We start from the raw sequence: 14,568 nt of genomic DNA on the forward strand, positions 1-14,568 counted from the left end.
GCTACTCCTGCGGCCGGCCGGGTTCGAAATATTTGCCGGGGAATTCAATGCCCATATTGCGCAGGTCCTCGAGGAAACGCGGGCGAATGCCGGTCGCCTCGTAGTGACCGAGGATCTTGCCGTCGGCTTCCATGCCGGTGCGCACGAAGCGGAATATCTCCTGCATCTGGATGACGTCGCCTTCCATGCCGGTCACCTCGGCGACGCTGGTCACCTTGCGCTTGCCGTCCGACAGTCGCGTCAGCTGGACGATAAGGTCGAGCGCGCTGGCGATCTGGCTGCGGATCGACTGCACCGTCATCGGCATGCCGGTCATGCCCAGCATTTGCTCGAGGCGCGAAATGGCGTCGCGCGGCGTGTTGGCGTGGATGGTCGCCATCGAGCCTTCATGGCCGGTGTTCATCGCCTGCAGCATGTCGAAGGCCTCCTCGCCGCGGCACTCGCCGAGGATGACGCGGTCAGGGCGCATGCGCAGCGCGTTCTTGACCAGGTCGCGCTGCTTCAGCTCGCCATGACCTTCGATGTTGGCGGGGCGCGTTTCCATGCGCGCGACATGCGGCTGCTGCAGCTGCAGTTCGGCCGCGTCCTCGATGGTGATCAACCGTTCGTCTTCCGGAATAAAGGCTGACAATGCGTTGAGCATTGTCGTCTTGCCGGTGCCGGTACCGCCCGAGATGATGGTCGTTTTGCGGGCGTGGACTGCAGCCGCCAGCACCTCGGCCATGTTCTGGGTGATGGCGCCGAACTCGACCAGCTTGTGCAGGCCGAGCTTGTTCTTTGAAAACTTGCGGATCGACACCAGCGGCCCGTCGACGGCGACCGGGCGAATGGCGGCGTTGAAGCGCGAGCCGTCGAGCATGCGGGCATCGACCATCGGCTGCGATTCGTCGACCCGGCGGCCGACGGCGGCGACGATCTTGTTGACGATGCGCAACAGGTGCGCCTCGTCCTTGAACGGGANCGTCGACCCGGCGGCCGACGGCGGCGACGATCTTGTTGACGATGCGCAACAGGTGCGCCTCGTCCTTGAACGGGACATGGACCTGCTGCAGCTTGCCCCGTTTTTCGACGAAGCAGTTCTGGTGGCCGTTGATCAGGATGTCGTTGATGTCGGGGTCCTTGAGCAGCGGTTCCAGCGGGCCGAGGCCGACCATCTCATCGACGATGTCATCGACCAGCGCTTCAAGTTCGACGGTGTTGATCGCCATACGCTCCTGGCGGGTCTTTTCCGACACGAACTCCTGCACCTGCCGGCGCATCTCATCCTTGGGCAGGCGCTCCAGCGCGACCAGGTTGATTTCCTCGAGCAGCAGCCGGTGGATGCGCACGCGGGCATCGAGCACCTTGTTGGCGCTTTTTCCCGGTGTTGTCTCCGGCTTCGGCGGCAAGGCCTTGCGGTTCGTCGGGATGACCACGGCGTGATGCGCGACCGGCGCCGCCTCGGCCGGCTTCAGCGCGCGGACGTCACGGTTCTGCAGGGTCGAGAAGCGGCTGGTCATCCGGCCTTCCTCTTCAGGAGGCCCCTGCCGATGCCGAACAGCGAGCGCGATTTCTCCGGCGTCACCACGGCTTCTTCCGGCAGGATGATCCTCTTCAGATCGTTGACGACATTGGCGTTCGGGTCGATCTCATGCAGCGGCACGCCGCGGTCGACCGCTTCACGCACAAGCCGGTAATTGTTGGAGATGCCGCCGACGAAATGCTCGCCGAGGATTTCCTGGACATCCGCCTGCTTTATGCCGTTGTCGAACATCTTCTGCTCGAAACGGTTGACGATCACGTTCGGCTTCACTTCCTTGCCTGCCGTCTCGTAGACCGCCTGGATCAGCCGCTGCGTATGGCGCAGGCACGGCACCGTCATTTCGGCGACGATGTAAAGCTTGTTGGAGCCGAGCAGCACCGTTTCCGTCCACGGAAACCAGGTGCGCGGCATGTCGATGACGACGTTGTCGAAATAGGCCGAAACGAGATCGAGCATGCGCACCACGACATCGGTCTTGAACGAGCGCATTTCCGACGGATGCGTTGGCGCCGCCAGCACGCAGAGCCCGCTCGCATGCTTGGACAGCATCACGTCCAGCAGCTGACGGTCGAGGCGCTCGGGCTGGTTCTCGATTTCGGTGATGTCGAAGCGCGGCTCGAGGTCGAGATATTCGGCGCAGGCGCCTTGCTGGAAGTTGAGGTCGACCACGCAGGTCGACGCGCCGCGCGTCACCGAATGATGCAGCTGGAAAGCGGTCTGCAGCGCCAGCGTCGTGGTGCCGACGCCGCCGGCGGCCGGCATGAAGGTATAGATCTGCGACTCGGTGTTTTCTTCGCGCCCCGGCCCTTGCAGCGCGCGCACGACCGACCGCACCAGATCGGCGGTGGTGATCGGCTTGACCAGGAAATCGGCGACCTGGAGCTGCACCAGGATACGCACTGCGGCTGCGTTGAATTCCTGGGTGACGACGACCACCGGAACGCGGCCTTCAAGCCGGCGCATGATGCGCTGCAGCGACTCGATCTCTTCCAGCTTTGCCGCATCCATGTCGACGATGAGCGCGCCGAAATCGGCTTCCTGGACCTCGCCGCGCAGTTCGGTAATGTTCTTCTCGACGGTCGAAAGCTGGATCACCTCCGAGGCCGCGAACGCGGTGCGCGTATCCTGCACAAAGGTCCGGTCGCTGGACACCAGCAGGATTTTCTTGGTCTTTATGCCGCTTGCCATTTTGTCAGCCTGTCAGGTCATTCCCGGTCAAATCACCGGGCAAATCAATCGGTTGTCGCTGTCGGTTGCACGGCCTTGGCGGCAGCAGCCTGGTCGGCGGCGTTGACCGCCGCCTCACTGCGCTGCGCCGGCACCAGCAGCCTGGTGTTCTGGACGCCGTATTTCCAGGGATCGACCATCTGCATGGCCGTATTGGCGGCCTGTGCGTTGCCGGCGGCAATCGTCGGTCCCTCGGAGCGGACATAGTCGTCGCTGGTGCAGCCGCCGGCGAGGCCGGCGATCAGCAGGGCGATGCATGATTCCACGCGCATGGCTTCAATCCTTCGGCAGGTCGAGGAAATGCCCGACGGTGGTGACCGCGGCCGGCTGTGCCGTACTGCCGCTGGCCATTGCCACTGCACGATTGGCTTCGGACGATTTCACTTCCTCGGTGTTGTTGAGGAAATAGTCGACATTGCTGGCCGGCTGCGTGCCGTCGGTCGGCTCGAGCAGCTTCTTCGACGGATCGACCGGCTTGACCAGATAGGGGGTGACGATGATCACCAGATCGGTCTCGCGCCGCTGATAGGATTTGGAGGAGAACAGCGAGCCGAGCACCGGCAGCTTGCCGAGGCCGGGAAGACGCGATGTGGTAATGTCGTTCTGTGACTGCAGCAGGCCGGCGATCATGAAGCTCTGGCCATTCTTCAGGTCGACGGATGTTTTGGCGCGGCGCACGATAAAGCCCGGGACCGAGATATTGCCGATATTGTAGGAGGCCGAAGCGTCGATCGAGGACACTTCCGGCGCGATGTCGAGGCTCACCAGCCCGTCCTTGAGAACCGTCGGCGTGAAGTCGAGGCTGACGCCGTATTTCTTGTAGCTGACGGAAATCTTGCCATTGTCCTCGGAGACCGGGATCGGGAACTCGCCGCCGGCGAGGAAGCTTGCCGTCTGGCCCGAGCGGGCGATCAGGTTCGGCTCGGCCAGCCGCCTGGCGAGACCACGTTCCTCCAGCGCCTTGATGGCGACGTCGATCGACAGGCCGTTGGACAGCAGCCGGCCGATGATCTCGCCATTGCCGGCTCCCGGCACCGTGCCAGGATCGAGGGTGACGTCGCGCCCGCCAATGCCGTAAGCGAAATTGGCGCTGTATTTGGCGCCGAGATCCTGTCCGGCCTGGCGATTGATCTCGACGAAGCGAACGTTGAGCTGAACCTGCTGCGAGGACGAGATGTTGACCGAATTGATCACTTCTTCATTGCCGGAGAAGCGGCTGGCGATCTTGCTTGCCTTCTCGGCGGCGACCGCGTCATCGGCCTCGCCCGACAGCACGACGCGGCCATTGGCCGAGCCGACCTTGATCTTGGCGTCCGGCACGCTGGCGCGAATGGTGCTGGCCAGCTGGTCGGTGTCCAGCGTCACCTCGATGTCGACGGTGCCGACCAACTGCTTGTTCTCGTCGAACAGCGCGATGCCGGTGGTGCCGAGATTGTTGCCCAGCACATAGAAGGATTTGTCGGTCAGCGGATTGACGTTGGCGATCTCCGGATCGCCGATGACGATCTGATAGAAGGCGGCATTGGTCATGACCGTCTNTCAGCGGATTGACGTTGGCGATCTCCGGATCGCCGATGACGATCTGATAGAAGGCGGCATTGGTCATGACCGTCTTCGGCTTGCCCTTGGCCACCTTGATCGACGCATTCGTTGTCGACGAGACATGGACGATATCGTTGTCGGCCTTGGCTGGCGCGCTGAGGCCGAGCATTGCGGCCGCGGCGAGGCAAGCCGCTATCGCGAGCGCCCGCATTGGGCGCAGTCCTTTCGTCGTCTGAAATGCATGAAGTCCCGACATCTGTCCCGTCCCTCGCCCGGTCCCCACCGGCAGTTATTGCTGGTCCCGCGCAGGAACCTGGTATTCTTCGACCTGCGTGCCGCGCGTCACGATGATCGTCTTGAATTTCGGCTTCTCAGGCTCCTTGGTCGCGGCAGTGAACAGCGCGCCGGCAGCGGCCTGGACGCCGGAGGCGACCGATCCGCCGAAGGACGAGATGGTGGTGACGCCGTCCTTGGCGGCCCCTCCGTCTGCGGCCGAGCGGAGCGACAGCGACAAGGTGCCGACGGTGCGGGCAAGCGCCACTTTCTGCGCGCCTTCGGTCGTCACCTCGATGGTGACGGAATTGGCGATCTGCGGTGTGGTCTGGCGCTCGTCGGCGCCCTGCCCCACGGTCAGCACCTTGGCGTCGGAGACGACGATCTCGGAGGTAACGGTCGATCCGGCAGCGCCCTGCGCGTTCTTGGCCACTTCCTGGATTTCGCCCGCATCGCGTGTCAGCACCACGTCGACCCGGTCGCCCGGCATGACGAAGCCGCCGACACCGGCGATCTCGTCGGTGCGGATTGTCACCGCCCGCATGCCGGGCGTCATCATGTTGGATAGCGTCGCGCGGCCGTTCGGCCCCGACAATTTGCTGATCAGCACCGGCTCGTTGATCTCGATCGGCGACAATACCACGCGGCTGCCTTCGGCGAGCAATGCATTGACTGTGGTGAATGCGCCCTGCGGCACCGAATCCTCGGACCATGGGATTTCGCTGAGCTGCGCCCGGTCAAGCTCCATGCCGTAACGCAGCGGCGCGTTGGCCACCACGATGGTCTTGAAGACGACCTTGGGGACGGCGGGCGCCGGGATCGACGCCGTTTTCTCTTCGGCATCGGCCTTGGCCTGGCTTTTCACCCAGAAATCCGCGGCAAAGATTGAAATCGCGCCGAAGACGGCAGCGATGCCAATCATCGTTATGGCCTTGCCCCTCACAACCAACCCCTGACATTCGTGGTCTTTTGTTTTGTTGAGGCGACGCTAGGCCGCTTTGTTAAAGATTCAGGAATCGCGCCCGCTCCGCACGGACCTATTTCCGCCGGCTTGGTTATCGAAAGGTTTTAGGATAAGAAGGGTTTAATCCCCGAACGTAACAGGAACTTCCGTCGCTTGGCGCCGAAAAGCGTGGCAGTATCGACGGGTGATTCGCGGCACGGATTCTATGGTAGGCATGGACGACAACAACGATCTTTTCGGCAATCTGGAAAAGCAGCCCCAACCGGCTCGGACACCTTCGCGCCCGGCCGACCCGCTGGTGCAGGCCACGAAGCGTCCTGCCGCGACCAAGGACGGCAGCGAGGGCTATAGCGCCGCCGACATCGAGGTGCTGGAGGGGCTGGAGCCGGTGCGGCGCCGTCCCGGCATGTATATTGGCGGCACCGACGACAAGGCGATGCACCATCTGTTTGCCGAGGTCATCGATAATTCGATGGACGAGGCGGTCGCCGGCCATGCCACCTTCATCGATGTCGAGCTGTCGGCCGACGGATTTCTGACCGTCACCGACAATGGCCGCGGCATTCCGGTCGATCCGCATCCGAAATTCAAGAAACCGGCGCTCGAAGTCATCATGACGACGCTGCATTCGGGCGGCAAGTTCGATAGCAAGGTCTATGAGACCTCCGGCGGTCTGCACGGTGTCGGCGTCTCGGTCGTCAATGCGCTGTCGGACCATCTCGAAGTCGAGGTCGCGCGCGGTCGCCAGCTTTACCGCCAAAGGTTCTCGCGCGGCGTTCCGGTGAGCGGGCTGGAGCAGCTCGGCGAAGTGCACAACCGGCGCGGCACCAAAATCCGCTTCCATCCCGACGAGCAGATTTTCGGCAAGGGCGCCGCCTTCGAGCCGGCGCGGCTCTATCGCATGACCCGCTCGAAAGCCTATCTGTTCGGCGGCGTCGAGATCCGCTGGAGCTGCGACCAATCGCTGATCAAGGAAAAGGACCAGACGCCGGCCAAGGCGGAGTTCCATTTCCCCGGCGGCTTGAAGGACTATCTCAAGGCATCGCTCGGCGATGATTTCCAGGTGACCCGCGAAATCTTCGCCGGCAAGAGCGAGAAGCAGGGCGGCCACGGTTCGCTGGAATGGGCGGTGACCTGGTTCGGCGGTGACGGCTTCGTCAACTCCTACTGCAACACAATCCCGACCGGCGAAGGCGGCACGCATGAGGCCGGCTTTCGCAATGTGCTGACGCGCGGGCTTCGGGCCTATGCCGACCTGGTCGGCAACAAGCGCGCCTCGATCGTCACCTCCGAAGACGTGATGATCTCGGCGGCAGGCATGCTGTCGGTGTTTATTCGCGAGCCGGAATTCGTCGGCCAGACCAAGGACAGGCTGGCAACGATCGAAGCCATTCGCATTGTCGAGACCGCCATCCGCGATCCCTTCGACCACTGGCTGGCCGACAATCCGCAGGAAGCCTCCAAGCTGCTGGAATGGGTGATTGCGCGCGCCGACGAGCGGGTGCGCCGGCGCCAGGAAAAGGAAGTGTCGCGCAAGAGCGCGGTGCGCAAGCTGCGCCTTCCCGGCAAGCTCGCCGACTGCACGCAGAATGCCGCCGCGGGCGCCGAACTGTTCATCGTCGAAGGCGACTCGGCCGGCGGCTCGGCCAAGCAGGCGCGCGACCGCGCCAGCCAGGCGGTGCTGCCGCTGCGCGGAAAAATCCTCAACGTCGCCAGCGCCGGCAACGACAAGCTAGCCGCCAACCAGCAGATTTCGGACCTGATTCAGGCGCTCGGTTGCGGCACGCGCTCGAAATACCGCGACGAGGATTTGCGCTACGACCGCGTGATCATCATGACCGACGCCGACGTCGACGGCGCTCACATAGCCTCGCTGCTGATCACCTTCTTCTACCAGGAAATGCCGAACCTGGTGAATGGCGGCCATCTCTATCTGGCGGTGCCGCCGCTCTATTCGATCCGGCAAGGCGGCAAGGTTGCCTATGCCAGGGACGATGCGCACAAGGACGAGCTGTTGCGCACCGAATTCACCGGCCGCGCCAAAGTCGAGATCGGCCGTTTCAAGGGCTTGGGCGAAATGATGGCCGCGCAGCTCAAGGAAACCACCATGGACCCGAGGAAGCGCACGCTGCTCCGGGTCGATGTCATCGACGCCGTGGCGGCGACCAAGGATGCTGTCGACGCGCTGATGGGCACCAAGCCGGAAGCCCGCTTCCGCTTCATCCAGGAACGCGCCGAATTCGCCGCGACGGAAGTGCTGGATATCTGAGCGCCGGCCGACTCTTCGTTTTGACGCAGTTCCGGGCGGAAAACCGTTTCAAACTTTTCCTGGAATTGCTCTAGCCTGCACTTCCGATACGGAGACCAGCTTGTGATCCGGGCGCGGCTGAAGAGCTACTTCGAAACCAGTTTGGCGGGCCTGACGCAGCCGACGCGCTCGGATTGGATTTTCGCCCTGCGCACGGTTTCGGCCGGTCTGATCGCGCTTCTCGCTGCTTACGCGTTGAAACTCGACCACCCGCAATGGGCGATGATGACGGTCTTCATCGTCGCCCAGCCGGTCGCCGGCATGGTGCTGGCGAAAGGTTTTTACCGGCTGCTCGGCACGCTGGCCGGTGGACTTGCGGCGATCGGCATCACCTCGGTTTTCGGCACCAATCCCTGGCTGCTGGTCACGGCGCTATCCGTCTGGATTGGGCTGTGCACGCTGGTTTCGTCGCTGCTGCGCAATCCGGAAGCCTATGGCGCCGCACTTGCCGGCTATACCGCGATGATCATTGGGCTGCCGGCTTTCGGCCAGCCGCACGTGGTCGTCGATCTCGCTGTCGCGCGCTGCGCCGAGATCGTGCTCGGCATCGTCTGCGCCGGCCTGACCAGCCGGCTGATCCTGCCCAAGCTGGCCGCTGACGCCATTATCTCCAGGCTGAAGCGCAGCATCCTCGACCTTGCAACCTATGCAGGCGGCGCTTTTTCCGGTGGCGACCCGGCGACGCTGGCCGGCCTGCACCGCAAGCTGATCACCGACGCCCAGATGCTGGCCGAGATGCGCGCCTATGCCCGGCTCGAAGCACCGAGCTTCGCCACCCGCGCCCATCCGGTCCGCCTAACCATCGGTCAGCTTCTCTCGGCGCTGTCGGCGGCGCGCGCGCTGCATTCGCATGCCGCGCCGAAAAACGCAGCGCTCATTCCGGTACGCTCCGAACTGCAGTCGTTGGTCAGCGAGCTGGCAGCGACGCCCGAGGCGCTGGACGACACGTCGCCCTGGGTGACGCGGCTCGACGCGATTGCCGAGGCCCGGCAAATGCCCGACGCCTCGACCGATCAGGGCGACGACAGGGTCGGCACCATAACCCGCCTCACCATCGCCGCCGATTTCGCCGAAGCCTTCAAGCAGGTGCTGCGCGGCCTCGACGCCCTGCGCGCACCGGTGACGGGCCCCAGCCGGAGCAACAGGCAGCCGCCTGCGCTGGTGGTGCACCGCGATTATCCCGGGGCTTCGCGCAATGCCATACGCGCCGGCCTTGCCACGTTGGCGGTCGCCGCCTTCTGGCTGACGACGAAATGGTCCGACGCGGCCGGCACCGTCATCCTCGTTGCCGTCGTCTCCAGTCTTTTCGCCGCGCGGCCTGACCCGGTGCGGGTGTCCTGGGGCTTCTTCAAGGGAACGCTGCTGGCTTTGCCCTTTGCCTTCCTTGTCGGCCAGGTCGCGCTGCCTGCTTTGCCCGGCTTCGGCTGGTTCACGCTGTTTGTCGTGCCGATCCTGGTACCGACGGCGCTGGGCATGGCCAATCCGCGCACCGTCGGCGTGGCGACGGCCTTTGCCATCAATTTCCTCGCCTTCCTCAGCCCGCATCAGGCGATGACCTATGCCCCAGGCCCGTTTTTCGCCGGCTCGGCGTCGGTGCTGGTCGGCATCCTGCTGGCGATCGGCGTCTTCATCGTGGTGCTGCCGGTGGATCCATGGCGCGCGGCCAACCGCATCGTGCGGGCCATGCGCGAGGATCTGGCGCGGCTGTGCCTGCATGAGCGGGTGCCGCGGCGTTCGGCCTTCGAGAGCCTGGCCTATGACCGCATCAACCAGCTGATGCCGCTCTTGCAAAATGCCGGCAGGAAAGGCGATGCGATTCTGGGCGGCGGGGTCGCCGCCGTTACCGTCGGCCTTGAAATCCTGCGTCTGCGCGCCGCGCAGCAGAGCCCGTCCACTCCTACCGACACCGCGCTCTCGATCGCCAATTTCCTGCGCGGCCTCGCGCGTGAACTGCTCTTTCGCGCAACCGGCGATCCACAGACAGCAACTGTCACTGTGGCCCGGCAATATGCAGCCAGCCTTTCAGAGCGCAGCGGCGGTGCGGATATGCTGCAGATCGCAGCCTGGCTGCGCATCATCGCCGCCGCGATCGAGGATTTCCCGGATTTCTTCACCAGGGGCCGTGGCTAGGGCGTCAGGCCGCGGCTATCGCCAGCGCATGCCCGCGCGCGTTTTCCCGCAGCGCGTCGAGATGGATCGACTTGACCAGGCCGGCGAGATCGCCCTCAGTGGATTGACCTCCGAGTTCCTTCAGCATCAGCCAGCTGACTTCCTGCACGCCGGCGAGGCGCTTGCCGTTGGCGACTTCGCGCCAGATCTTGAGCGCGCGCAGGATGATGGCATGGGTGGAAGCGGCAAGGCCGGCGCTGCGGAACAGCGCCTGCAACGCAAGGTCCTGGCCGCCGGCGAGCAAGGCCCGCACCCGCTGCTCCGACTGCTGGCTGAGCGCGACCAGGGCCGAGCCGAAAAAGTCGACCTTGCCGTGGGCAATGGTGCGGATGATGAAACTTGCGGTCAGGTCGCCGCGCAGGCGCAGATGTTCGATGAGTGCCGCATGTTCCTCCGCGCGCGTGCCTTCGACCAGCCGCACCGAAGCCTTGACGCAAGCATCGCGCGTGACGCGCTCGGCTCTGGCCGCCCCCATCAGCGCCATCACCAGCGGCGAAGCCTTCAGCGTTTCGCCGAGCTTGACCAGTAGCATGTGCCGGCAGTCGGCCGGCAGCCGCACATCCGTGACCATTGCCTCGCGCAAATGAGCGATATGGCCATGCCGCTCGGCGATGCGGCGGAAGGAGAGCGAGGCTATGTCGGCGCCGTCATTGGCGAGCAGCGCCGCACACGCTTCCGGTTCGCCGATCTCGGCGATCGCCGCGGCAACCGCCATCGAAACGACCGGCCGGTCGGCGATCAGTTTTTGCGTCGCCTTGTGCCCGGCCGCGACGCGGTCGATCAGGTCGGCGTCCGTCAGCAGCGGGGAGCGCGCCAGCACCAGGGCTGCCACTTCCGGCTGATCGGAGGCAAGCGCGCTGATGATCTGCAGCGGCGCGTGATGGCTCATCGACAGCGCTTCGGCCATAGCCAGCCGCACCTTCGACGAGGCGTCGTCGAGCAGCAGCGTCAGCGCCGCTTCGGCCGCGCAACGGTCTTCGAAAGGCAGGTCGGAATTGACGTAGGCGCGGGCCAGCGCGCTTGCCGCCGCGGCGCGCTCCGAAACTCTCGCGGTGTAGATCCATTTGAGAAAATGCGAGACAACCATACTGCCTGCTACGCCCCTTGCCGGAAAGCTTCCGGCCCCAGGAATGACCCTAGGCAGAAATGGTTTACGAACGGTTCACCATGTTTATTAACTGGCTTGCGGGTGGCATGGGCAGCGCCTATCAACCGTCAGGCAGCGGAGGAGAAAAACGATGCCCGGGCTTTATCTCGAAGAGTTCGTCGCCGGACATGTCTTTCGGCACACGCTGCGCAAGACCGTCACCGAAAGCGATAACATGCTGTTCTCGGTGATGACGCTGAACCCGCAGCCGCTGCACATCGACTTCGACTTCGCCGCCAAGAGCGAATGGGGCAGACCGCTGGTCAATTCGCTGTTCACGCTCGGCCTGATGATCGGCATTTCCGTCAATGACATCACCGTCGGCACCACAATTGCCAATCTCGGCATGAGGGAGACAGTGTTTCCGCACCCGGTCTTCCATGGCGACACCATCCGTGTCGAAACGACTGTGATCTCGGTCAGGGAATCGAAATCCAAGCCGGACCGCGGCATCGTCGAGTTCGAGCATCGCGCCTACAATCAGAACGATGTGCTCGTCGCCAAATGCACGCGCCAGGCGATGATGATGAAAAAGGCGGCCTGATGCGCTCGCTGCTGTTTGTGCCCGGCGATTCCGAAAAGAAGCTGGACAAAGGCTTTGGCGCCGGCGCCGACGTGGTCATCGTCGACCTTGAGGATTCCGTGGCGCCACAAAACAAGGCGTCGGCACGCGACATCGCGGCACGCTTTATCGGCGGCAACCGGCAGCAGACAAGCTCCGCCATCTATATCCGCGTCAACGATCTCTCGACCGGGTTGACCGACGACGATCTGGCCGCCCTGGTTCCGGTCAAACCCGACGGCATCATGCTGCCGAAGTCGAACAGCGGCCAGGATGTCCAGCAGCTGTCCGTAAAGCTCCGCGTGCATGAGGCCGAAAACGGATTGCCGGATGGCGCGATCAAGATCCTGCCGATCATCACCGAGACGGCTGCCAGTTTGCTGGCCGCCGCGACCTACGCCGGGGCAAGCGCCCGGCTTGCCGGCCTCACCTGGGGTGCCGAAGATCTGTCCGCGGCGATCGGTGCGCGGGCTGCGCGCGACGACAACGGCCGCTACACCGATGTCTTCCGCCATGCCCGCACCATGACCATCCTCGCCGCCGGCGCGGCCGAAGTCGCGGCGATCGACACGGTCTTCCCCGCCTTTCGCGACATGGCCGTCTTCGAAGCCGAATGCACGGAGGCCGAGCGTGACGGCTTTACCGGCAAGATGGCGATCCATCCGGCGCAAGTGCCGGTCATCAACGCCGCCTTCACACCGTCGGCGGAGGCAGTGCAACGCTCGCAGGCCATCGTCGCGGCCTTCGAGGCGGCCGGAAATCCTGGCGTGGTCGGCATTGACGGCAAGATGTATGACCGGCCGCATCTCAGGCTTGCCGAGCGGCTTCTGGCTCGCGCCAAGGCAGCCGGGGTTTAGTCCCGCGCCAGCACGATGACCCGGTCCTCCGGCAGGTAGGCCAGCGCTTGCGACTTCAACGGGTTGACGGTGACGCCGCCCAGAGCCCGCTCATCATTCTGCGCGGCGCGAACGCGCCGGTGCCCGATGGCGATCTCTCCGCGCAGACGCGCCGATTCCGCGATCGTCCAGAACGTCACCGGATGGTCGATGGCGACATAGTCGCCGACCGGACGCATGTAGATTTCGGAGCCCTCCTCGTCGAGCAGATCATCGAAGATCGCGGCGAGATGCTGGTTCTCCGATGCCTGCGCCAGCATCAGGCTGACCAGCCGGTTGCTGACGACGAAATCATCGGCCTTAGTCACCGCCGCCAGCTCGCGGTTGCGCACGTCGATCATCTCGCTGACGATCGAGATGTGCGTGCCGGCATCGTCTGCGATTTTGCGCAGATGCAGCAGCGTCACCAGCGTGCGCGTATCGGCGGGCTGCGCTGCCATGGTTTCGCTGTAGCCAAGGACGAGCACGTGGTCGTAGGAAGGCACGTCCAGGCTTGCCAGTGCTGTGCTGCTCGACGTGTCGGTGATGCGGCAGGAAACCGACAGATTGTCGCCGACGACCGGCAGGCCGGCAACTTCCTGCTCGAGGCCTGGCGTATCGGCGGCGATGGTCAGGATCGAACCCGGCGCGACGTAGCGCGACAGTTCATAGGTGATGATCGGACCGCGCCGGTTCCAGCCAAGGATCAGCGTGCGCTCCGGCTTCGCGTCGACAAGCTGATGGCGAAGGATTGCCGCGGTATCGATCTTGGCCCCCGCGCCTCCCAGCTTGATAGCGGCATCGTCCTCGGCAATGATGATGGCGCGCATGTCCTTGCCGATCACCAGATCCGACGGCGGGTTGAGATTGACGCGCCCGGTTTGGTCGCAGAGCCCGATCAGCGTGCAATGCTCATACGCCATCACCGCCTCACCGAAGGTCTTGCCGGTGAGATCAGGCTGCTCGGTCGTGTAGATTTCGCAGCCGTCGAAATCGAGCAGTTCCGAATAGACGCCGCTGAGACCCGACTGCCGGCTCGAATGCACGACGATGCGCGAGATCAGCTGGTCGGCCAGCACAAGCTGCACCTCGGCCCCGCCAACGACGCGGGCGACCTCGGCGTTCTTGCCGTCGCGGATCTCGGCGGCGATGTTGTAGGCCGCCGTGCGCCGGTTCGGGTCGTTGGCCAGCGCGAGCACTGTCTTGATGACCTGCGAATCCGGGTCGTCGCCCTCCGGCGACAGCACGATGATCGAGCGCGAGCTCTGCGGGTTGACGATGGCTAGGTCGTAGAGGTCGGTCGGGTCGCCGCTGCGGCAGATGATGCGCGTATTGCCCAGTTTGTCGACCTTGGCCGCGATCTCGTCCTCCATCGCCACCTTGTCCATATTGGCCATGACGACAATGCGCGGATGGCGGCGGCTGGCATTGGCAATGACGAGTTCGGAGATGACGTCGAAGATCGACGGCGACCAGTTGAGGATGATGGTGTGGTCGCTCTCAAGCACCCGAGAACGACCCTTGCGCAATTCATCGAGCTTGCTGTCGACGCCGGCGCTGAGCACGCCGATGAGGGCCGACACGACGAAGATGCCGGCAAGCGTGACAAACAACATGACGAGACGGAAGGCCCAGCCGGTGTCGCCGCCCATCGTGCCCGAATCGAGCGTGCGCATCAGCGATTCCCAGAACGCTTCGAAGAAGTTCAGCGGTTCGCCGCCCTCCGGCGCGATGCGGGTCACCGCAAGGAAAGCCGCGGCGGCGATGATGATCAGCAGGGAAGCGACGGCGAGCCAGCCGATCAGCGCGATAGGGCCGGCGGCCATGCTCTTGTCAAACCCGTAGCGCAGCCGGGTTCCCAGCGAGTCTCGTTTCTTCATGTCGCCGGCGTCCCCCAATATCCCTATGGTCGATGCGCCAACCCCAACGCTCGCCGAAGCCGCTGTCTTAGCCTGTGTTTAAATAAAGGGGAATCGCTT

At 64.0% G+C, this 14,568-nt stretch carries 9 protein-coding genes and 2 pseudogenes; 4 read left to right on the forward strand and 7 right to left on the reverse strand.

Going from position 1 to position 14,568, the window contains the following annotated elements:
- Position 1: 1 nt before the first annotated feature.
- From X730_RS01000000164180 to cpaB, 5 genes and pseudogenes are all read right to left on the reverse strand, one after another.
- Positions 2-1,499, reverse strand: a pseudogene (locus tag X730_RS01000000164180) (CpaF family protein).
- Positions 1,496-2,710 (reverse strand): response regulator/pilus assembly protein, encoded by a 1,215-nt coding sequence (locus X730_RS159300; protein WP_023681597.1) that lies wholly within the window; start codon positions 2,708-2,710, stop codon positions 1,496-1,498. Before X730_RS159300 ends, X730_RS01000000164180 begins: the two are co-directional and overlap by 4 nt.
- Positions 2,711-2,754: 44 nt before the next feature.
- A complete protein-coding gene (locus tag X730_RS159295; protein ID WP_023667602.1) occupies positions 2,755-3,021 on the reverse strand; it encodes a hypothetical protein in 267 nt (88 codons plus the stop codon).
- A 4-nt stretch (positions 3,022-3,025) separates the two neighbouring features.
- Positions 3,026-4,502 (reverse strand): annotated as a pseudogene (locus tag X730_RS01000000164185) (type II and III secretion system protein family protein).
- Between the two features lie 78 nt (positions 4,503-4,580).
- Positions 4,581-5,486, reverse strand: a complete 906-nt coding sequence (gene cpaB, locus X730_RS159290; RefSeq protein WP_023681601.1) for a Flp pilus assembly protein CpaB — start codon at positions 5,484-5,486, stop codon at positions 4,581-4,583.
- 256 nt (positions 5,487-5,742) lie between these two features.
- Here cpaB and parE point away from each other — a divergent pair, with 256 nt between their 5' ends.
- Both parE and X730_RS159280 read left to right on the forward strand, forming a co-directional pair.
- Positions 5,743-7,797: a DNA topoisomerase IV subunit B gene (gene parE, locus X730_RS159285; RefSeq protein ID WP_023825660.1), complete on the forward strand. Its 2,055-nt coding sequence runs from the start codon at positions 5,743-5,745 to the stop codon at positions 7,795-7,797.
- Positions 7,798-7,899: 102 nt separating this feature from the next.
- Complete coding sequence (locus X730_RS159280; RefSeq protein ID WP_023825661.1) at positions 7,900-9,966, forward strand: FUSC family protein; 2,067 nt, start codon at positions 7,900-7,902, stop codon at positions 9,964-9,966.
- Positions 9,967-9,970: 4 nt separating this feature from the next.
- Here the strand turns inward: X730_RS159280 and X730_RS159275 are convergent, their stop codons facing one another.
- Positions 9,971-11,092, reverse strand: coding sequence for a DUF2336 domain-containing protein (locus tag X730_RS159275; RefSeq protein ID WP_023751529.1), 1,122 nt, complete (start codon positions 11,090-11,092; stop codon positions 9,971-9,973).
- Positions 11,093-11,243: 151 nt separating this feature from the next.
- Here X730_RS159275 and X730_RS159270 point away from each other — a divergent pair, with 151 nt between their 5' ends.
- Together X730_RS159270 and X730_RS159265 are read left to right on the forward strand one after the other, a co-directional pair.
- Positions 11,244-11,696: a MaoC family dehydratase gene (locus X730_RS159270; RefSeq protein ID WP_023825662.1), complete on the forward strand. Its 453-nt coding sequence runs from the start codon at positions 11,244-11,246 to the stop codon at positions 11,694-11,696.
- Positions 11,696-12,571, forward strand: a complete 876-nt coding sequence (locus X730_RS159265) for a CoA ester lyase (protein WP_023825663.1) — start codon at positions 11,696-11,698, stop codon at positions 12,569-12,571. The genes X730_RS159270 and X730_RS159265 overlap by 1 nt, the downstream gene beginning before the upstream one ends.
- Here X730_RS159265 and X730_RS159260 read toward each other — a convergent pair.
- Positions 12,568-14,469 (reverse strand): hypothetical protein, encoded by a 1,902-nt coding sequence (locus X730_RS159260; RefSeq protein ID WP_023825664.1) that lies wholly within the window; start codon positions 14,467-14,469, stop codon positions 12,568-12,570. The two genes, X730_RS159265 and X730_RS159260, sit on opposite strands and share 4 nt — an antisense overlap.
- Positions 14,470-14,568: the final 99 nt, after the last annotated feature.

This window comes from Mesorhizobium sp. L103C131B0 (assembly GCF_000502275.1).
In the GTDB taxonomy this organism is placed as follows: Bacteria; Pseudomonadota; Alphaproteobacteria; order Rhizobiales; family Rhizobiaceae; genus Mesorhizobium.

What these genes read in the sequence shown, in the direction of transcription:
- X730_RS159300 (WP_023681597.1), bottom strand. Translation starts at nt 2,710, where the DNA reads ATGGCAAGCGGCATAAAGACCAAGAAAATCCTGCTGGTGTCCAGCGAC.
- X730_RS159295 (WP_023667602.1), bottom strand. Translation starts at nt 3,021, where the DNA reads ATGCGCGTGGAATCATGCATCGCCCTGCTGATCGCCGGCCTCGCCGGC.
- cpaB (WP_023681601.1), bottom strand. Translation starts at nt 5,486, where the DNA reads ATGATTGGCATCGCTGCCGTCTTCGGCGCGATTTCAATCTTTGCCGCG.
- parE (WP_023825660.1), top strand. Translation starts at nt 5,743, where the DNA reads ATGGACGACAACAACGATCTTTTCGGCAATCTGGAAAAGCAGCCCCAA.
- X730_RS159275 (WP_023751529.1), bottom strand. Translation starts at nt 11,092, where the DNA reads ATGGTTGTCTCGCATTTTCTCAAATGGATCTACACCGCGAGAGTTTCG.
- X730_RS159270 (WP_023825662.1), top strand. Translation starts at nt 11,244, where the DNA reads ATGCCCGGGCTTTATCTCGAAGAGTTCGTCGCCGGACATGTCTTTCGG.
- X730_RS159265 (WP_023825663.1), top strand. Translation starts at nt 11,696, where the DNA reads ATGCGCTCGCTGCTGTTTGTGCCCGGCGATTCCGAAAAGAAGCTGGAC.
- X730_RS159260 (WP_023825664.1), bottom strand. Translation starts at nt 14,469, where the DNA reads ATGAAGAAACGAGACTCGCTGGGAACCCGGCTGCGCTACGGGTTTGAC.